At 35.8% G+C, this 20897-nt stretch carries 15 protein-coding genes and 1 riboswitch; of the genes, 2 read left to right on the forward strand and 13 right to left on the reverse strand.

Annotation, left to right across the window (positions count from 1 at the left end; translation table 11 throughout):
* Positions 1 to 204: 204 nt before the first annotated feature.
* The 11 genes from G634_RS0112675 to udk all read right to left on the reverse strand — a co-directional run bounded on the left by G634_RS0112675 (position 205) and on the right by udk (position 12457).
* The gene (locus tag G634_RS0112675) at positions 205 to 1383 is read right to left on the reverse strand and encodes a phosphoribosylaminoimidazolecarboxamide formyltransferase (protein WP_026505601.1); all 1179 of its coding nucleotides are present in this window, start codon (positions 1381 to 1383) and stop codon (positions 205 to 207) included.
* Between the two features lie 119 nt (positions 1384 to 1502).
* Positions 1503 to 2210: an IMP cyclohydrolase gene (locus tag G634_RS0112680; protein ID WP_026505602.1), complete on the reverse strand. Its 708-nt coding sequence runs from the start codon at positions 2208 to 2210 to the stop codon at positions 1503 to 1505.
* A 61-nt stretch (positions 2211 to 2271) separates the two neighbouring features.
* Positions 2272 to 2361, reverse strand: a riboswitch (ZMP/ZTP riboswitch).
* A 95-nt stretch (positions 2362 to 2456) separates the two neighbouring features.
* Positions 2457 to 3485 carry a zinc ribbon domain-containing protein gene (locus tag G634_RS0112685; RefSeq protein WP_026505603.1) on the reverse strand — a complete coding sequence of 343 codons (1029 nt, stop codon included), beginning with the start codon at positions 3483 to 3485 and terminating at the stop codon, positions 2457 to 2459.
* A gap of 700 nt (positions 3486 to 4185) precedes the next feature.
* Entirely contained in the window at positions 4186 to 5691 is a 1506-nt protein-coding gene (locus tag G634_RS0112690) for a polyamine aminopropyltransferase (protein ID WP_026505604.1), read from the reverse strand.
* Complete coding sequence (locus tag G634_RS0112695) at positions 5692 to 6117, reverse strand: DUF350 domain-containing protein (RefSeq protein ID WP_026505605.1); 426 nt, start codon at positions 6115 to 6117, stop codon at positions 5692 to 5694.
* On the reverse strand, positions 6118 to 6456 hold the full coding sequence (speD, locus tag G634_RS0112700; RefSeq protein ID WP_026505606.1) for an adenosylmethionine decarboxylase: 339 nt from the start codon (positions 6454 to 6456) through the stop codon (positions 6118 to 6120).
* 124 nt (positions 6457 to 6580) lie between these two features.
* Positions 6581 to 7705 (reverse strand): DUF4178 domain-containing protein, encoded by a 1125-nt coding sequence (locus G634_RS0112705; protein ID WP_026505607.1) that lies wholly within the window; start codon positions 7703 to 7705, stop codon positions 6581 to 6583.
* Positions 7706 to 7863: 158 nt separating this feature from the next.
* Complete coding sequence (locus G634_RS0112710) at positions 7864 to 9384, reverse strand: ABC transporter substrate-binding protein (protein WP_026505608.1); 1521 nt, start codon at positions 9382 to 9384, stop codon at positions 7864 to 7866.
* A 168-nt stretch (positions 9385 to 9552) separates the two neighbouring features.
* The gene (locus G634_RS19150; RefSeq protein ID WP_051233959.1) at positions 9553 to 10392 is read right to left on the reverse strand and encodes a carbohydrate ABC transporter permease; all 840 of its coding nucleotides are present in this window, start codon (positions 10390 to 10392) and stop codon (positions 9553 to 9555) included.
* Positions 10393 to 10412: 20 nt separating this feature from the next.
* Positions 10413 to 11318 (reverse strand): ABC transporter permease subunit, encoded by a 906-nt coding sequence (locus G634_RS0112720; protein ID WP_026505609.1) that lies wholly within the window; start codon positions 11316 to 11318, stop codon positions 10413 to 10415.
* 518 nt (positions 11319 to 11836) lie between these two features.
* Positions 11837 to 12457, reverse strand: coding sequence for a uridine kinase (gene udk / locus G634_RS0112725; RefSeq protein WP_026505610.1), 621 nt, complete (start codon positions 12455 to 12457; stop codon positions 11837 to 11839).
* Positions 12458 to 12831: 374 nt separating this feature from the next.
* On the opposite strand from udk, the gene G634_RS0112730 reads away from it, so the two are divergent.
* Positions 12832 to 14376, forward strand: a complete 1545-nt coding sequence (locus G634_RS0112730; RefSeq protein WP_026505611.1) for an alpha-amylase family glycosyl hydrolase — start codon at positions 12832 to 12834, stop codon at positions 14374 to 14376.
* A gap of 154 nt (positions 14377 to 14530) precedes the next feature.
* On the opposite strand, the gene G634_RS0112735 is transcribed toward G634_RS0112730, so the two are convergent.
* Both G634_RS0112735 and G634_RS19155 read right to left on the reverse strand, forming a co-directional pair.
* Positions 14531 to 17608 (reverse strand): hypothetical protein, encoded by a 3078-nt coding sequence (locus G634_RS0112735; protein WP_026505612.1) that lies wholly within the window; start codon positions 17606 to 17608, stop codon positions 14531 to 14533.
* Positions 17609 to 17667: 59 nt separating this feature from the next.
* Positions 17668 to 19803, reverse strand: a complete 2136-nt coding sequence (locus G634_RS19155; protein WP_081676617.1) for an efflux RND transporter permease subunit — start codon at positions 19801 to 19803, stop codon at positions 17668 to 17670.
* A 417-nt stretch (positions 19804 to 20220) separates the two neighbouring features.
* Here G634_RS19155 and G634_RS0112745 point away from each other — a divergent pair, with 417 nt between their 5' ends.
* Positions 20221 to 20838 carry a TetR/AcrR family transcriptional regulator gene (locus tag G634_RS0112745; protein ID WP_026505613.1) on the forward strand — a complete coding sequence of 206 codons (618 nt, stop codon included), beginning with the start codon at positions 20221 to 20223 and terminating at the stop codon, positions 20836 to 20838.
* Positions 20839 to 20897 lie beyond the last annotated feature (59 nt).

Here is a 20897-nt window from a genome sequence, read left to right on the forward strand (position 1 = left end):
ATAAATAATGCCTTTAAATCTGCCTACGGCAGACGACATAATTTAAAAGTGTTTAAATTATGCCGCATTTACTTATGCGCTGTTTTTTAGCGCATTACGAACCATTACGTTTATAATCAAGCGAAAGCGTGTCTGCGACGAAATATACAAACATCAGAACAGATTATATAAAACAAAAAAATAAGTTATTTTACTTCCAAACAATTAATGGTGGAACAAACGAAGTCCTGTAAATGCCATTACCATATCATGCTCATTAGCTGATTCAATTACTAAATCATCTCTAACTGAACCACCTGGCTGAGCTACATACTTAACACCGCTTCTAACTGCACGTTCAATGTTATCACCAAATGGGAAGAAAGCATCTGAACCAAGTGCTACATCTGTGTTCTTATCAAGCCATGCCCTCTTTTCTTCTTTTGTGAAAACTGAAGGCTTTGTCTTGAAAATCTTCTCCCACTTTCCATCTTCCAAAACGTCCATATAATCTTCACCAATATAAAGATCAATTGCATTATCTCTATCTGCTCTGTGAATATTATCAAGGAATGGAAGCTCTAAAACTTTAGGACACTGACGAAGGAACCAGTTATCTGCCTTAGAACCAGCAAGTCTTGTACAATGAATACGTGACTGCTGACCAGCTCCAATACCAATTGCCTGACCATCTTTTACATAGCATACAGAATTAGACTGTGTATATTTCAATACAATAAGAGAAATAATCAAATCGCGCTTTGCGGCATCTGTAAGCTTTTTATTCTCTGTAACAATATTTTCAAAAAGAGAATCATTTATCTCCATGAAATTATGTCCCTGCTCGAAGGTTACACCAAATACCTGCTTCTTCTCGATTGCTGCCGGTACAAAATCCGGATTAACCTTGATTACGCAATAGTTTCCTTTTTTCTTTTCTTTCAAAAGAGCAAGTGCATCTTCGTCATAATCAGGAGCAATAATACCATCAGATACTTCACGCTTAACAAGTTTTGCTGTTGCAAGGTCACACTTATCAGAAAGTGAAATAAAATCTCCAAAAGAAGACATTCTGTCTGCGCCTCTTGCTCTTGCATATGCGCTGGCTATAGGTGACAATTCTCCCATATCTTCTACCCAATATATCTTCTTCTCAACTTCATTAAGTGGAAGACCTACTGCTGCACCTGCCGGTGAAACATGTTTGAAAGATGTTGCTGCTGGAAGACCTGTTGCCTTCTTTAACTCAGAAACCAGCTGCCAACCATTGAATGCATCAAGAAGATTGATATATCCAGGTCTACCACACAATACTTCAATAGGAAGATCAGAACCATCTTCCATATAAATTCTTGCCGGCTTCTGATTTGGGTTACATCCATATTTTAACTGTAATTCGTTCATTTTTCTTCTCCTATGAATGGCTTAAGATTGAATTTTATTGTGCTTTTGTTGCAATGCACTTACTGCAATCTCTAAACAATTACTATTTCCAACTACTGTTCTTAGTTATTCTTATCCTATTAGTTGTTCTTATTTACTATTCTGCTCTCTTCTTCACCAGTTGCAATGTTAATGAAACGAGTGAATAAAGAAACCTTGTTATCCTCATTAAGGCTATTCCAAATATTATTTGTAAATGTATCAATATCTCCTTCAATATTTACAACAGTTGGCTCGCCTTCATAACTTGGAAGAGGATTGCCGTCACCCATATATGTATGAATAAAATGTCCTTTTCCAGCCTGTGGGTTTTCATAAGAATATGTAAAACGAAGACAAGAAGACGGATCACCTGCATCGCTCTTAAGAATAGAAAGGCTATAATCAAAATCACCTGTAATTACATGCATAAGTCCTGAAATTCTAGGTGTATAGTTTGGAGCATCTGGTTCAAAGCATCTGCTTCTAAGAGACTCTTCAAATGTTTTACCTGTAGAAAGACCATCATAAATAGTATCTGTCTGATCGCCATTAGTCACAATTGTGTAGAAGCCATATGTACGAACAGGCGCATAGATAATCAGACTCGGATCTTCCATTTTTGATGGATCAAATGCCTGAGTGCGGATTCCTGTTCCATCTGTTACGAAAACTCTGTTACGGCTGTTACTACTTCTGCCCATGATAAAATATGCTGTTACTGCATATTTTCCATCAGCAGATTTTCCAATAACAATTCCTCGACCCGGATAAGCATTAGATGACAGTTCCTGACCTAAATTTACCATGTTCTCTCCTTTTCATACAAAAAACCGCCTGAGCAACCGTTGGTAAGTTAATAATTCTTACTCAGGCTGCCCAGGCGGTCGGCTAAATATATATTTTGCTGTGCTCCCCGTAGCTTTCTGCCACTTATTTCCGCCAGTCACACAGCTTTGCTATTCATTTATGACACCTATGACTATACATGATATCATTTTGAAATTCAAGTATTTTTATTGTGTAAATTTTTTAATCAAACTGTTCTAGTGCTATTACTGATCAATAGCAGCTCCGCACTTAATACAAAAAACTGCATTGTCTAACAGTTTTGCTCCGCATCTGGCACAGTATCTTGCAGGTTTTTCCTCTGATTTGTTTGCTTCTTCTGCACTCTCAAAAGGAAGTATATCTGCAACCTTCGCTGTTTCTAAAGCTTCTGTATCCTCTTTTGGTTCTTCATTCTCAGGATTTGTGAAATATACTTCTGGAGCAGGCTGCTTTGGCTCATCTTCCAAATTAACAGGCTGCGCATACATATCCTGGTGAACTTTCGAATCAAATTCTTTTCCGGAATCCAGAGGGACATTTGCTGTTTCTGAAGCACTCAAATCCAAATCAAACTTAAGATTAGGATTAGTCTCCATTACTCTGTCCTGTGGGTAAGACTGTGGATAAGAAGGCATACCAGAAAACTGATTATTTACCGGCATTCCATTTTCCTGATAAAAGCCAGCATTCTGATTCATGTTCTGATTCATATTGACATTTGACTGATTATTTCCATCCTGGTTCTGATTTGCCTTTTTCTCTTTACGAAGCTGAACATTTTCAATAATAGACAAAAGTACATATAGAACGTACATAATAGGTAGTTGCATTACAAACATTGTATAGCCAACTCCCACTGCTGTAATCTCCAATTTCTTCTGCTCTATTGTAAATCCAAGCATAAGAAAAAGATGCATCCATACAATTGCCGCACTTAAAATCACTGAAAAATATGTCAGTTTTCTAAGCTTAGGGAAAGTAAATACAATAAGCAAAACAGGAACTATAAAAAGAAGCACAAACATAAGTGCTGCCACTTTCGCATTTCCTGCATCAAGAAATTTAGCTGCAATACCAAGATATGAAGAAGAATTCTCTGGTCTTAACTTAAAAAAATTCTCCATTGTAAAATAATTTGAAGAATATGATGCGGATTCTTTATATACTGGAAGAATGAATCCGGCTGAAATAAATAAAGAGATTATCATTGTTAAAATCTGTACTAACGTTGAACCCCTAAATTTCTTTTTCATAAATTTTCTGCTACTATAAACATATACAAATGTGTATATGCAAGATGATTCGCCATAATCTCACGATGTATGGTTACTGCTTCAACGTGTATGCTTTGGCGATTGCAAGCAATACGCTACTCACAAGTTCTTGTACACTCCACAGTCGTAAATTCCCGACTTAGCCATCGGTACATATCTATATCGCCTTGAATATGGCTTTATATAGATTTCATCTTAATAGCTTTTCCTTTCTTAATATTATTATTATTATTTTGCTACTTGGTTTTCGTAGACTTATACCATTACTCAAACACAACCATCAGGTTTCTACACCGTAGTTAGCAGGACTATTCCAAACTGCTCTGGTATTTCCTGTGTTTACAGTAGTTTAAAGTTACCAACTAATACCATGGATTCTAGGCATCTTTGAGCATATTCACTCACGTTTGACAATATTTTCTGTTACCTGACTTGTTCTCCTTAATAATAGAATTTGACACTCATAACATCATTATACAACAATTTTTTGTTGTACCTTATTCAATAATAATTTTTTTCATATAAAAGGTGAATTATTTTCTAATTATGTCCGATAAATATATCAAATAAAATGAAAACGGTGTGAAAAATGTTAAATTCTTATCTCCCTTTCAAAAAAGGACCGCTCTCTTTGGTATACCCGGGAGGGTGGTTTTTTGCTTTAGGAACTCTTTTCTCTTTAATCCCAGTTTTCTACTGCCTTATTATAATAGTCCATAAGTACAGGTTTGGTAAGACGATTTATCTCAACATCGGTTGAAATTTCATCCTTACCGAACGAAAATAGACTTTTTGCACTATCATTTGTCAAAAATCTGGTATCAACTTTGATATCAAAATCAGTATCAATTTTCTCATTAGATGCCAAATTAAATCCCCAGTCGCCAAATGCAGGAACTTCCAAATGATAAGCCTTTACATTTAATCCTTCTCCTGCAATAGTCTTATTAATGCACCAAAATGCGTCTTTTGCATAATATGGTGAAGTGGACTGAACTACCATTACACCTCCTTTACTTAGTGCATTCTTGCAAAGCCTGTAAAATACATTTGAATAAAGCTTGTTCAAACTCTCTGAATTTGGATCTGGGAGGTCTACTATTATCAAATCATATAGATTTTTATTATTTTCCAGAAATTCATATGCATCTTCGATATGCGCGTGAAGTTTTTTGTTTACAAGTGAGTTCTGATTTATTCGGGTAATATTTTTATCAGTACTACAGATTCTAATCATCTCTCCATCAAGATCGACTAGATCAATATCTTTAACAGTATCGTATTTAAGAACTTCTCTTGCAGCCAGTCCATCGCCGCCACCAAGGATTAGAACTTTTTCTTTTCTGGATACTTTACTCATAGGAATATGTACAAGTGCTTCATGATAACGATATTCATCTGATGTAGAAAACTGGCAGTTTCCATCTATATATAATCTGGTATCATCTTTATGCCTGGTCATTACAATCTTCTGATACTTGGTCTGCTCAATAAGAACAATCCTGTCTCTATACAAACCGCCCTCAATTGAATCAGAAATATTATCAGCAAATATCATGCCAAGAACCATAAATCCAGCAATTATAAAAGCGATATTTCTGTAAAGCTTTGAATTTTCCAATCTATCATGAAACTTAATAATAATCATAAGCGCAGCTATTATATTCAGTAGCCCGCACAGAAAAGATGTTGCAAAATATCCAAGTTTTGGTAAAAGAAGAATTGGGAACGCTATCGACCCTATAAGACCTCCAACATAATCAAAACTAAAAATAGAGGATAAAGTCATCTTAAGATTCTGCTCATCTTCCTCTATTATACGCGTAAGAATCGGTATCTCTGCACCTGCAAGTGTTCCAATCATTACAGTTATCAAATACATTACAACAGAATATGCTTCAATATAAATATTTGCCATGAAAAGAATAAGAGAACTAACTCCTCCTATGATACCAATTCCAATCTCAATATTTACAAATGAATTAAAAAGTTTTTTTCCAAAAAACCTGGATAAATATGAACCCAGTCCCAATGCACACATGTAGAATCCAATAGTCGTTGAATACTGCATTGTGCTGTTACCTAAAAGATATGAACTTACAGCACTTATTATCAGTTCATAACACATAGAACATCCTGAGATAATAAGTGTTGTAATCATTAATAATCTGTATTTTCCTGACATTTACAAAATAACTCCGCTAATTACAAGTGCTATACCAACAAAAATCCCAAAAATCATAATTCCTGCTGCTTCATTCTTCTTTGCAAGTTCTTCGTTAAAATTAAATCTTCGATTTACAAAATCCACAAGGAAAAATCCAATAATAAAAAAAGCAATACCACAAGCAGAGTATATTACAGTATCAAGAACACCTGTTAAAAGTTTCATTTCTTCCTTCGCTGATACAAGTGACATAACTGCTGCTCTTATTATAAATCCAAGACCAATATATATACCTGCAGAAACCCATCCAATAGCCTTATTGCCCTCTTTAATTTCCTTTGGAAAATCTGCCGGAAGTACAAGGTCAATAATATAATGACCTAAAGTCATAAGTATAAGTCCTACCATTACATAAACAATAAGTTCAAGAATTGTTGTTAACATTTATTTCCCCACTTTCCTATCTATTTTATTAGTTTCTATCCTATCTGCTTTCAAAGCTTTCTTTAGCATATCTGTCAGTTCTTCAACTATAAATTCGCTGCATGAAAATACATCAATTGCAGCATATCCGTACTCTGGCCAGGTATGGATTGAAAAATGTGAAGTACTGATTATTGCAAAATAAGTTATTCCTATGGGCTGAAATTTATGAATACACTCTTCCACAATCTCAGCTTTTATAGATTTAATTGCATCTCTTGCAATATTACAGATTTCCACTTCACTATCGAGTATCTTTTCATCACATCCATAGAAATCTGCTGTTATCTGTACTGCCAAACTATTTCCTTCTTTCTAAAAATGTCAGCAAAGTATTAAATCTATTGCCAACAAAACGCACAGAACAATACTCATTTTCTGTCTGAGCGCAAACCTTAAAATTCCTAATCAATAACTCCGATTTTTATTTTCCACTACTTATTCCACCGCTATCAGATTGTCTTGATCTAATGCTTGACTGCCTGATATTACGTGCATATGAATTAAAATAGCTATTACCTCTATATGTTCTTTGGGATGGTGCATCATAGTTATCAAATGCAGATGGAATATTTGAATATCTTCTAGAATCAGTCCTATACCCTCTGTTGTAATAAGAATTTCTATACCATGAATGAGTAGAACTACTTGCATGATAAGGCTTACTATTCGAAGAATATACATATTTTCTTCCCGAAACCTGCACAATAGCATCATCTTGTCCATCACCATCAACATCTTTTTCTTCGGGTGTATATACAATGCAGAACTCTTTCTTCGTAAGTATAGTTACTGAACCATCATCATTACTTTGTTCGACATATTCTGTATCACCTTCGATTCCGCCCAAAATATCTTTAACAACGCTTTCTACAAGATTTGATCCCGGATATTTATATAAATAAATATCAGCCTTTTCATTATCAGAACCTGTAATTGATGTTAAATATTCATATTTATAATTTGAACTTACATAATTTTTTATCTTAGATGAGCCGCTGTCTGCAATACCGGCTATAAAAAACAGTATTGCTGCAAACAAAGATAAAATAAAAAACTTACCTAAAAAACCGCTTTTCTTTTTGCCAGTAGAATAATCTGAATTATAAGAATAATTACTGTTTGAATTACTTACAAATCTTATTTCATCAGCATCCAAGTACTCACCTTCAGAAACCTCAGTACCATCTTCCCAGACTTCAATAGATAAAGTCTCTTCTTCTGAAGAATCTTCATACTCTGTAAACGAAGCACTATCACCAGGTTCTACATCGACATCACCAACAGATTTAACAACAATCTCAACTCCTTCATCTACCTTGTGCCACTTTGAACTAACTACACCGTTTTTAAGGTATGATGCAGAAGATAAAGAATATTCTCCATACTTATCATCTATGCTAAGCCATTCCACACCTCTTGGTGTCCCAAGCTTATACTCAATCCAGGTATACGCAAAACTATTAGATGTACGGTACACAATATATCCATGAACCACACACCTTACCCCCTCTATTTCCAGGACATCCCCTGGTTCGAATTTCCTCATACATTGTTCTCCTTATTGAAAAAAGTTACCGAGATATTGTAACAAATTTTCTCTATAATTAAAAGACATGAAGATAAAAAAAGACCGCTACATCTATGTGTAACGATCTTTTTTCATATGTTTAATGTGTTTTTGGAAAGGATTTTATTTTTAGAGGATTATTTTGAAGCCTTCCACTCTTTGTACTGCTTCTGGAACTCAGCAAGAACATCCTGATATCCTGCTTCATCAAGTGCCTTCTGATACTCTTTAATCTTAGCTTCAACTTCTTTTGCTGGAACGCCACCGTTCTCAAGGTTGAATCCATACTCACCTGCAACGTTAGAGCATGCTGCATACTTATCTTCTACACTGCTCTTATCGAAACGGAAACCTGCTGCTGAAGATGTGTTTGCACCACCATTGAATGCATCATAGAGTTCAGCCTTGTTTGCTGGTTCGTTAGAAAGAGGTGTTACGATTGTAGCATTAGCTGACTCCCACATGGAGTGGTTATACTTCTCAGATGTCTGAGTAACCTGCTTGTTATCATCATATGTGAAGTCTTCACCTTCAATACCAAATGTGTACATATCAGCAAGCTTGGAATCTGTATAAAGAAGACCAAGGAAATCTACACAAGCCTTTGCCTGCTCAGCTGATGAATTAGCTGTTACACAATAGCAGGAACCAAGAGCTGATGTAGAATGTGCCCATCTCTGAGTTGCCGGCTGCATTACAACATCCTGATTATAACGAGCATTTGCTTCGTCATTAACCGGAATATCTGTCCACCATGAAATTGCCCAATCCTTTGTCTGTGTTGTTGTATCTGTTGTTACCTTTGTGTAATCATCCTCTGATACATATCCCTTATCAGCCCATTCGCCCATAAGTTTGCAGAACTCAAGGTATTCAGGAGTCTGAATAGTATCAATTACTTCATCTTTTTCTCTATCTACAGCAAAGAAGTTAGTTGAAGAATCAGCTGTGAAGAAATCGAACTTATCGATATACCATCTGTAGAACATTGCTGTCTTTTGTGTAAGGAATGGATACTTAAGTCCATCAGCTTTTGCATCAGCAAGCATTGGCTCAAGGTCTTTAAGAGTCTTAACCTTAGTTACATCCCATTTATGTTTGTCAACAAGTTCTTTTCTGAACATGAAGTCATAACCTTCAACATTGTCCTTGTATACAGGAACAAAATAAATCTTTCCGTTATATTTTGCTGCTTCCCACTGACCTTCAGCCATAGACTTGTAAAGATCTGTTCCAGGAACAATATCTGTAAGATCATATACAGCATTAGCCGGTACAAGATCGTTTGTTCCAATTGTTCCTTCCCATGAAGCTGTCCAAAGAAGGTTGATTTCCTTGTTGGCAAGTGCAAGATTAGCCTTATCTGTGTACTCACCAGAACCTACATCTGTAAGATTAATCTTAACTTTAATCTTATCCTTAATGTAATCATTGATTGCATTCTGAACTTTTTCTACCTGGGCAGAATCCGGATTAGCTAGGTTAAAAGTGCATCTGTAGATGTTAATTTCTGTTAAACCATCTGCTGATTCACCCGAACTTGAACTTCCTCCATTTCCTTTATCACCAGATTCACCTGATCCACCTGATGAACACCCTGCCAACATGGACATTACCATAGTTGCTGCCATAATTGCTGAAAATACTTTCTTCTTCATAGAAACCTCCCTTTTAGGTTTTTTTTATTCATCCAACAGAATCAAAACATTTGGATTGAATATCACATTGTTTTCTATTTCACTATCAACCCTTAACTGAACCAACTGTAAGTCCCTTTATAAAATACTTCTGGAAGAATGGATACACTACCATGATAGGTCCGATTACTACAAGTACTTTGCCATTGTTGCTGAATACTGTGGTATTGTTCCACCCATAGCAGCTCTCGCAGAAGCTGGAACGTTTGAATTATTTAAAAGAAATTCAATACTCTTCTGAATATTTATAAGAAGCAGCTGTAACGGCTTCTTAGCATCTGAATCAATATATAACAGTGCATTCTGCCAATCATTCCAATAAGCTGTTGCCATCATGAATCCTACTGCAGCAAGTGAAGGTTTCAAAAGAGGAAGTGTAATCTGAAAAAATGTTCTATACTCACCTGCACCATCAATTTTGGCTGCTTCCATAAGTTCTGACGGAATGCTGTTTACAATGTAGGTTCTTAAAATAATTACATTCATTGTAGACACGCATAATGGCAAGATTAAAAGCAAAAGGCTATCTTTCAAATGATAGTAACTTGTGAAAACAATATATCCAGAAAGTGTACCACCGTTGAAAAGCATAGGTATAAGTAAAAAGATGGATAAATATTTTCCCAGCATGAACTCTTTACGACTAATTGAATATGCGAACATACTCATAAACAAAAGTCCAAGTAAAGTTCCTACTACTGTTACAAAAATTGTAATTCCATATGACTGAGCAAGCTGTGAACCGTATCTAAGCACCGTTGAGAAACCTGCAAGTGACCAATCTTTTGGCCAAAATCTGAATCCATTTTGTGTAATACTCTTTTCATCTGTAAAAGCTGCTACAAATGTAAGTTCTACAGGTAAAAATGCAAACAATGTACATAAAAGCAATATGAATGCCAATATAAACTGTCCAACTGTTACCTTCTCCTTTTTTGAAGGAGCTAAATCTTTATTGTTCTTAGCCATGTCCATTCCTCCCGATTTTATTAGAATAAAGCATTTTCCGGTGCTATCTTACGAACTGAGAAGTTAGCAAGTAGCATTAGCAAAAGTCCAACAACTGACTGGAAGAATGATGTTGCTGCAACAAATCCAAAGTTAGAATTCTTGAAAATAGCATTAAGTACATAGGAGTCAATAACCTGTGTTGTACTGTAAAGAGTTCCGCTGTTACGTGTTACCTGATAAAAAAGACCTGTATCAGAATGCATTACTGTACCAACTGAGAGGAGAAGCATAACTGTTACCATCGGAATAAGTGCTGGTAAAGTGATGTTCCAAATCTTCTGCCAGGAATTTGCACCATCTATATCTGCTGCCTCGTACAATTCTGAATCAATTCCGGAAAGAACTGACATATAGAGAACTGAACCATATCCTGTATCTTTCCAAACTTTAACGATTAAGAGAATCCAAACCCACAGGTTTGCGCTGGAATAAAATCTTGTAGATGTTCCAAATATATGATTAACAATACCCGTATCTGAACTAATGAACGCATATACAATAAACTGAACAGCTGCATATGAGATAAATACAGGGATAATCATAAGTGTCTGCATCGTCTTTGCCATTTTCTTAAACACCAGCTTATCAATCATGATAGCGAGTGTAACATTAAGAAATGTACCAACGATAGTAAAAAGAAAATAGTATAAAATAGTATTTTTGGTAATGTTGATGAAAGTAGATTTAGAAGCAATAAGGAATTTAAAGTTATCTAAACCACACCATGGACTCTTCCATATACCATCTGTGTACTTAAAGTTCTTAAATGCAATAACAAGACCAGTCATCGGTACGTACATGATGAAAAATAAAATCAAAAAAACCGGTAATGCCATTACTACGTGTGCTCTATGTTTCCACGTATTTTCCAAAAAATTCTTCATAGATATCCTCCCGTTAAACCTTAACCGTTACTTATATCTGTCTCCATCCCTGCAGCCATCTTCTAAGCAACCAATAATTACTTTGACAGATTACCTGTCATATAAAAAGTCTTACCTAAAAGACATTTTATCGGTTATCGAAATAAAAAAAATCTTATCGACATTTGCGAAAAAACTTTGTATCTATAAAAAAACTTATTATTACACGGTAAAAGTGTGATTTTAAACCCCTTTTCAAAAACTCAATCGTTTTCGTAATTCAAATATACAACATATTACATATAAAATCAAGTCATTTTTATTAATTGCTTGTGCATCCTCACAACCCTTTGCTTTTAAAGGGGATTTTCGTTAGATAAAATGCGTATATATCATGATAATTGCATGACAGTTATGTTAATTTACATGTTTAAAAACTTAAACGTTTGCGAGAATTGTTCAGAAAACAACGTGCGAAAAAAATCCCTAGGAAAAAGTTTCAAACGTTTTCCTGGGGATTTTTCGTTTAAGATTTAGTTTTATTTTTCTTCAAGCAATGATGAAATCTTAGTACGCATAACATCAAGTGCTACATTATTCATTCCGCTATTAATCACAAGATCTGCATATGTTCTTGTAGGCTCAACATACAGATAATGCATAGGCTTAACAGTTGTAAGATACTGATCAGCAATATTTTCGATGTCTCTTCCACGCTCCTTAACATCTCTCATAACACGTCTTAAGATACGCTCATCTGCATCTGCCTCAACATAAATCTTTACATCCATCATATCGCGAAGGCGCTTGTCAGCAAGAACTAAAATTCCCTCCAAAAGAATGATTCTACTTGGCTTAACTACAGTAACTTCACCTGAGCGATTATGATTTGCATAATCATATACAGGACATTCAATCTCTTCGCCATTTCTAAGCTTTTTCAGATGCTCTAACAAAAGATCTGTTTCGAAAGCATCAGGATGATCATAATTAATCTTCTTGCGCTGCTCAAAAGGCATATCATCGTGAGCCTTATAATAATTATCATAATAAAGAACTGTTACCTGATCTCCAAAAATACTCTTAAGACGATTAGTAAAGGTAGATTTTCCAGAACCAGTTCCTCCTGCAATACCTATAATAAATGGTTGTGATGACATAAAAAACTCCTTATCCTGTAACCTATTCAAAAAATTATCTATCAATTACTACTACACACATATAAGCTTATATAACATATTAAGTAAGCCTTATTACTAATATCAAAAAAGACTTACAACTATCTTAGTAATGCGCATAAATAGTAACATAAATGTCTTTTCTAAAATGCAAAATACCAAAACTTTTGATATTATACCACAAATAAAATATTAATCAATTTTCGTTTGATTTTCGGTAACGTTTCCAATTATTATGTTATTATATATAGAGATAGTAGAAACAGGATTTTTGAAGGACTTTTTGCCTTGCAAAAACTTTGGAAAATACTGTTTTCTTTGTAAGTTAGCTTAATATTTTTTAGAGAGGTAATGCTATGCCTAAGTGGTTAAAAGATGCTGTTTTTTATGAAATATATCCACAATCTTTTTATGATTCAAACAACGATGGGATAGGAGACATCAATGGTATCATTGAAAAGCTGGATTATATTAAAGATTTAGGGTGTAATGCTCTTTGGATTAATCCCATTTATGATTCTCCTTTCATGGACGCCGGATATGACGTTAGAGATTACAAGAAGGTCGCTCCTAGATATGGAACAAATGATGACCTTGTAAACCTTTTTAATAAGGCACACGAAAAAGGTATTAAAGTCCTCCTTGACCTTGTACCAGGTCATACTTCTGAAGAACATGAGTGGTTTAAGAAAAGCTGCCAGGCAAATAAAAATGAGTATTCTGACCGCTACGTATGGACCAAATCTGTATGGCAGGGAATTGCCAACCACCCTTATGTAGCTGGAAATGCTCCAAGAGACGGTGTGTATATGCTCAATTTCTTCAAATGCCAGCCGGCACTTAACTATGGTTTCGGAACAAGAGACAGCGATTTCCAAATGGCTCCAGATGCCCCTGCCTGCATAAGTACAAGAGAAGCCATGAAGGATATTATGAGATTCTGGCTCGACAAGGGATGTGATGGTTTCCGTGTTGATATGGCAGACTCTCTTGTAAAAGAAGATGACGAAAGAAAAACAAATACTGCTGCCATATGGGCAAATGTACGTGAAATGCTTGATAAAGACTATCCTGAAGCTGCAATGGTTTCAGAATGGTGCAATCCAACTTCAGCTCTAAACCTTGCAAAATTCCACATGGATTTTTATCTTGACCACCATGGAAACGGATACAATACTCTTGTTAGAGATTACGAAACAGATGGCGGCGACCATAGCTTTTTCAAATGTGGAGCAGGCGGAGATATAATGAGATTTTTAAATGACTATCTCCCAAAATACAAAAACAGTAAAGATTACGGTTATATTAGTTTCTTTACCTGTAACCATGATACCCCAAGAGAAACAAATTCTCTTTCAATAAATGAACTTAAAATTGCCTACGCATTCTTCTTCACAATGCCAGGAGTACCATTCTTGTATTACGGAGATGAAATCGGTATGAAATATCAGGCAAACCTTCCTACAAAAGAAGGTGGATACCAAAGAACAGGTACACGTACACCAATGCAATGGAACAAGGGCAAGAATCTTGGCTTCTCACAAGCTGATGAAAGCATGCTCTATCTTCCTGTTGACAGCGATGCAAACGCTCCTACAGTTGAATCTGCACAGGCTGATAAAGATTCTCTTTACTATACTGTAAAAAAAATAATAGCATTGCGACATAATGAAGAAGACCTTCAGGCAGATGCAGATTTTGAAGTTGTATATGCCAAAGAAAAAGAATTTCCTTTTATATACAAAAGAGGAAATCTTACAATAGTGGTAAACCCTTCTCCAAATGCAAAGCAGGTTCCTTTTGATATGACTAAAAAGAAATCGATTTTTGAAATCGGAGCTTATGATAATAGTGAAGAAAAGCTCATGATAGGTGCACAATCTTTTGTCATATTTAAATAACCCTCCAAAATTTAAATATAAATTCTAGAAAATAAAAGAGGATACATCCTTTTAAAGGCTTGTATCCTCTTTTATTCTTTATTGATTTAATGATTTATCCAAAAAAGACTTCATTAGCAAAAACTTCTGTTTCTCTAAATATCAAGCTTTATAATTAGTCAGCTTTAATTCCTTCTGTCTTAATAATGTACTTAGTACTTACATCACTTCCCTTATTGGCTCCGCCAAGGGTAGATGTTGTTGTTGCTGCATTCTTTAAAGCATCAAGACGTTCTTTGAGTTCCTCAAGATTTCCATCGAACAATTCAGCTATCTTGGAAATTCCCTCATCGTCAAGCTTAATGATACCATCAGAAAGATCCTTTGCTCCGTTCTTAAGTTTATCTGCTCCATCATCAAGATCCTTTGCACCATTCTTAAGCTTCTCTGTACCTGTGTTTACTTTATCTGCTCCATCTTTAAGCTTGCCGGTTCCATCATCAAGTTTAATCGCGCCATCATTAAGTGTCTTTGTTCCGTCATGAAGTTCTTTTGCACCAGACATAAGATCAGAAGCACCGCTATCAAGCTTATCTGCTCCATCTTTGAGATTGCCGGCACCGCTATCAAGCTTGTCTGCTCCATCCTTAAGCGTTCCTACTCCGCCATCGAGCTTGTCTGCTCCATCTTTGAGTGTTCCTACTCCGCTATCAAGTTTGCCTGCTCCATCCTTGAGCGTTCCGGCACCATTTGCAAGTTTATCTGCTCCATCTACAAGAGCACTGCTATTACCATTAAGCTTTGTAGTACCATCCTTAAGCTTTGCTGCACCCTCTTTAAGCTGATCTACACCCTGCTTTAATGCAGCAAGCTGCCCAAGCTTTCCGCTCTGAGATGAAAGTTTTGTCTGAATAGCTATTACACCTGCATCGAGCTTTTGTGCACCATCTAGAATCTTATCAACTCCAGCCTTAAGCTGAACAAGTTTTGGAACAACTGACGCAGCTGTTTCATACTTGGCTGAATCTGTCAAAGCTGCCTGATATTTTTTGATTACTGTAAGATCACTGATTTTCTGAGGATTATGTGCTATATCCATGCTAATCATCTCGCCAACAATAGCCTCAACACTTGTTGAAGTATCTTCGCCATCCATCAGATGAATATCACCTCTTACAACCTTTGCACTTTCATTTGATGCAGCATCTGCATTTTCTTCTTTGTTACTGCTCTCATTGTTGGAATTATCGCCATTTTGCGCATTTTCTTCATGAGTTTCTGCAGTATTATTAGTAGTGCTGTTATCTGCATGATCATTATTTACAGATTCTTCTGTAGAACTTTGTTCACTCTTTGAGCTACTTATATTGGCATCCTTATTCTCAATATTTTCATTATCCTTAGCATCTTTGTCATCTTCTAATGATGCCTCTACAGTACTCTTTGATGCACTTTTAAGGCTGTTTGTCACAGACCTGCTCTGCTGCATAGAATCAATAGTAATCTTTTGTGTATATTTCATAAGAGCTGTTGAATATGCTGCGAAAAGATTATTTGCCTGCTCTTTACTTGCCTGAGCCTTCTGTTTTGCTCCTTGTGCAAATGCTGCTGCATTGTCTGCTGTAACACCTTCTGCTCCGTTTTGCTTAAGAGTATTACCAATCATACTACTCATAGTCTGAAGACCAGGAATCATTCCAGGATTTTCTGCTGTACCGCTTCCTTCAAGACCTGTCTTCATAGCAGTAAGAGCGCCATTTAGTTCAGAAATTGCAGATGTAATACCATCTGTATCTCCGCTACTTAATGCTGCCTGAAGCTTGGTAAGTCCTGCGTCGAGTGCTGCTGCACCTTCTGTAACCTGACCTACACCTGAAGTATATGCTGTAACTCCATCTTTAAGTTTAACTGCTCCATTTTGAAGTTCGCCTGCTCCATTTGCAAGTTTAGATGTTCCATCTTTGAGTGTTCCTGCTCCACTTGCAAGCTTAGAACTTCCATCTTTGAGTGTTCCTACGCCACTTGCAAGTGTTGATGTTCCGTTCTTAAGAGTTCCTGCGCCTTCTGCAAGTTTAGATGTTCCATCTTTAAGTGTAACGGTTCCATCTGAAAGTTTTCCGGCTCCGTCTACAAGCTTCTGAGCTCCCTTGGCAAGTTCTGCAGTTCCGTCTTTAAGATCAAGAGCACCATTTGAAAGAGCTGTTGTACCATCGAACAATTCTACGCTTCCATCAGCAAGTTTTTTGGTACCATCTTTGAGAGTAACTGTTCCATCATACAACTTACCAGAACCATCAACAAGCTTTCCTGTACCATCCTGAAGCTTTGTCACATCATCTTTAACCTTATCAAGATTTAAAGAATCACCAACTCCTGAAAGACCAAGATCTGAAAGAGCATTATCACTTGCCATTGTCATTGTCATATCAAGTGAGAAATCTTTAGCATCTGCTGTTATTTCAACATAATCTGGTATTTCTACTCCATCTGAACCTTCCTTGAGCTTATCAAGTTTTTCCTGATCAATATTAAGACTTTCCTTAAGTCCTGGAAGTGCAACACCCATTACCAGGTATTTATTACCCTGAGCTATAACCTTACCATTTGTTACATCAACATTTTTGAAGTTTTCAGAATCAAGCATAACTCCTGAAACCATTGCGTATGGAGTATAGATATCTGTCTCTTTTCCTGATATCTGAACTTTTTTTACATCATTGTTAGTATAGTCAAAGCGAATTTTGACTTTACCGCTCTTTCCAGCGATATCCTTTGGAGCAACCTCTTTTCCATCAAGGAAATATGTAACTTTTACAGATACAGGAAGCTTTTTATCTGTTGTTCCCTGATAGTAAACATCATTACCATTTGCCTGCCAAGTAATCGTTCCATCACCATTATCTTTATAAGTTCCGTTTCCTTTAACATTCTTAATATCTTTAAGCAAAGTTGTATCAGTAAGTTCTTTAGAACCTTCGCTGTTCTTTAACCATTCACTTACAACTACTACATTGTTGCCTCCATTTGCATCAGTGGTAACATATACAGTTTCTTCCTTACCCGCTGCATTGCTGGTTCCAAAACTACTATTTGCCATTGTATCTTCAAGAGTTTCAGATTCCTTTTGAACCTGCTTTTCTATCTGCTTATTACTTGCTTTATCTGCATTCGAAACACCACATGCCATTGTCATGAAAGCAAGCATAATTGCTATCATAGCTGCCTTTGTACGAACTAACTTTTTCTTAATCATTTTTATCTCCTTTCATGCCGAAAAACTATCGACATCCCCAATAACCAAAGTGGTTATTTTTAAGCTACATGATGCCCATGGAAAAGACTATGACTCTTTTTGTTATCAGTTTTTCTTTCGCTGTCTGCTTTTATAGCCCCTGCAAAGCCCAGTGAAGAACGAATAATAATAGGATCAAAAATCATGTACATTGCCGGAAGTACCAAAAGTACAACAAACATACTAATAATTGCGCCTCGTGCCATAAGCATACAAAGGGCACCGATCATATCAATACTGGAAATAAGACCTACCCCGAAAGTTGCCGAGAAAAAACTAAGTGCACTTACAATAACCGACTTCATACTGGTTGAAAGTGCTATCTGAGTAGCTTCTTTTTTGGTATGTCCACTTGCTCTTTCTTTACAGAAACGAGTTGTCATCAAAATTGCATAGTCAACTGTTGATCCAAGCTGAATAGTACCGATTACAACTGATGCAATGAAAGGAAGCGTCTGATTCATAAAGTACGGAATACCCATATTAATAAAAATTGCAAATTCAATAACCGCCACCAGTATAAGTGGAAGTGATAAAGACTTAAGTACGAAGAAAATAATTGCAAAAACGCATCCTATAGATACCCAGTTAACTACATTAAAGTCATGGTTTGTAATTGTAATAAGATCTTTGGTGCATGGAGCCTCACCTACAACCATTGATTTCTTGTCATACGATTTAACGATTTTATTAACCTTTGAAATCTGCTCATTAATTTCATCTGAAGCTGTCTTGTACTTACTTGTAACAATAACAAGCTTATAATCTTCGCTCTGAAGTTCAGACTTAACCTTATCAGGGATAAAGGAATCAGGTATTGTTGAACCTACTATTGAGTCAAGACTTAAAACAGCATCTACTCCCTTGACTTTTTTTATCTCATCACTCATAGAGTTAATGTCTTTAGAAGTCATATTCGCATCCACAAGAAGCATATAAGTATTTTTCATGGAAAAATTCTTATCAAGTTCGATGTTAGCCTGAGTACTTGGGAGTGTCTTTGGCAGTGTCTCTGCTAAGTCATAATAAACTGCTGTGTTATTATTACCATAAATTGCTACAGGCAGTGTACATACAAAAATCGCTGCAAAAATAATGTAATGTTTTGCAATCCACTTTGGAATCCTGTCAAATTCCGGAAGAAGCGGCTTATGCCTGGTCTTTTCCAGTAATGAATCAAAAACAAGAATCATACTAGGCAAAATCGTAATACACGATACAACACCAAACAAAACACCTTTTGCCATTACAAGACCAAGATCAAGACCAATTCTAAAACTCATAAAACAAAGAGCTATGAATCCGGCAACAGTTGTGATACTAGAACCTATTACTGATGAAAACGTAGCCATTATGGCATGTGCCATAGCTTCATTCTTGGTATCAGTCTTAGCTTTTTCTTCTTCAAAGCTGTGCCACAAGAAAATTGAATAATCAAGTGTTACACCAAGCTGAAGAACCGCAGTAAGTGATTTCGTGATGAAGGAAATCTCGCCAAACATAATATTACTTCCAAGGTTATAGACAATAGCCATACCAATGGAAAGAAGGAAGAACAATGGAATCAGATAAGAATCCATTGTAAGTGACAAAACAATAACTGCAAGAATGACTGCTATCATTACGTATACAGGTGTTTCCCTCTCTGCAAGGTCTTTAGTATCAGTAACAATTGCTGACATACCCGCAAGGAAACACTGCTTATTTGCAACTTTACGAATATTTCTTATTGCATCCATTGTTCCATCGCTTGATGTTGTCTCATCAAATATAACAAACATCATTGTCGCATTATCAGAATTGAAAGCTTCATATGCTTTCTGAGGAAGCATATCCATTGGAATAGATAAATCCAACACGCTGTCATACCATAATACTTTCTTAACATGCTGAACTTCCTCGATTTTTGATTTGAGCTTTGATGTATCCTTTGCATCCATACCCTCTACTATAAAAAGTGAGTACGCTCCTGTTCCAAACTGCTCTTCTAGAATATCCTGTCCCTTCATCGTCTCAATCTCACCCGGAAGATATGACAAAATATCATAGTTTACTCGAGTATTTAAATAACCGATTGCAGACGGGATAAGAAGAGCTATTGCTACGACGAGGATTACAAAACGTAACTTAACAATTCCTCTTGCTATTGTATTCATATTCCCTCCTGGACCTCCATGCAATAAACACAAAACTTCAAATACTAATTTCTAAAATTTGAAATCTTGTGTTTTTTATGGATTTTTTATGACCATTGGTCATTTTCTTTACTTTATGGTATACTCTAAAAATGACCGATGGTCAATATGTTTTTCTGATTTTTATGAATTGTTTAGATTTTTCACGTGTTTTATCATAAAATCCATCATGAAAATCAGAAACTATTGTAATTCTAATCAGTTTCCCGTGAATATAATAACGTCAATTCGATGTTGATTTTTATTTGCTCATATCTAATCATAAGAAATCGTTCGACGATATATTATTTATGGAAAACCAAACATATTTTGGAAGACTTGACCTTATATGTTAAAATTTTTTTAGGCAAGAATAACGAAGAAATCGAGGGAATTTTTTTGGGTAAACTAGATAATAATAAAAAACAAAAAAGGGATTCGCTTTTGAATACTTCTTTTGAATTTTTTATAACAAAGGGAATTGAAAAAACTTCAATATCTGATATTGTGCAGAAGGCAGGCGTTGCCAAAGGAACTTTCTATCTTTATTTCAAAGATAAATATGATATCAGAAACAGACTGATTGCACATAAGTCCAGCCAGCTGTTTAGTGCCGCCTACCTTGCACTTTCAAAAAAGGATATCAAAAATCTGGAAGATAAGATTATTTTCATAATAGACTATATCTTGGATGAACTTAATCACAATAAACCTCTCCTTATGTTCATTCATAAAGATTTGTCCTGGGGGGTATTTAAAAAAGCCTTAACAAGCAGTCCTAATAATGACGACATTGACTTTCAGGCTATCTATAAGAAGATGCTCGAAGAATCTGATAATGCGTTCATTGATCCTGAGATAATGCTATTCATGATAATAGAACTTGTAAGCGCTACCGGTTATAGTGCAATACTTGGTCAGGATCCATGTTCACTTGCAGAATTAAAGCCGCATCTGTTTAGATCAATAAGAGATATTATTAAATCACATACTATCGAGTCTGGCAAAAAAGAATAGAAAATGTAATTGTTTGCGGACATAAAAAAACATGGCAGCTGGAAAAGAGTTTTCCTCAA

Origin of the sequence: Butyrivibrio sp. NC3005, from assembly GCF_000424545.1 — a bacterium.
Classification (GTDB): Bacteria; Bacillota; Clostridia; order Lachnospirales; family Lachnospiraceae; genus Butyrivibrio.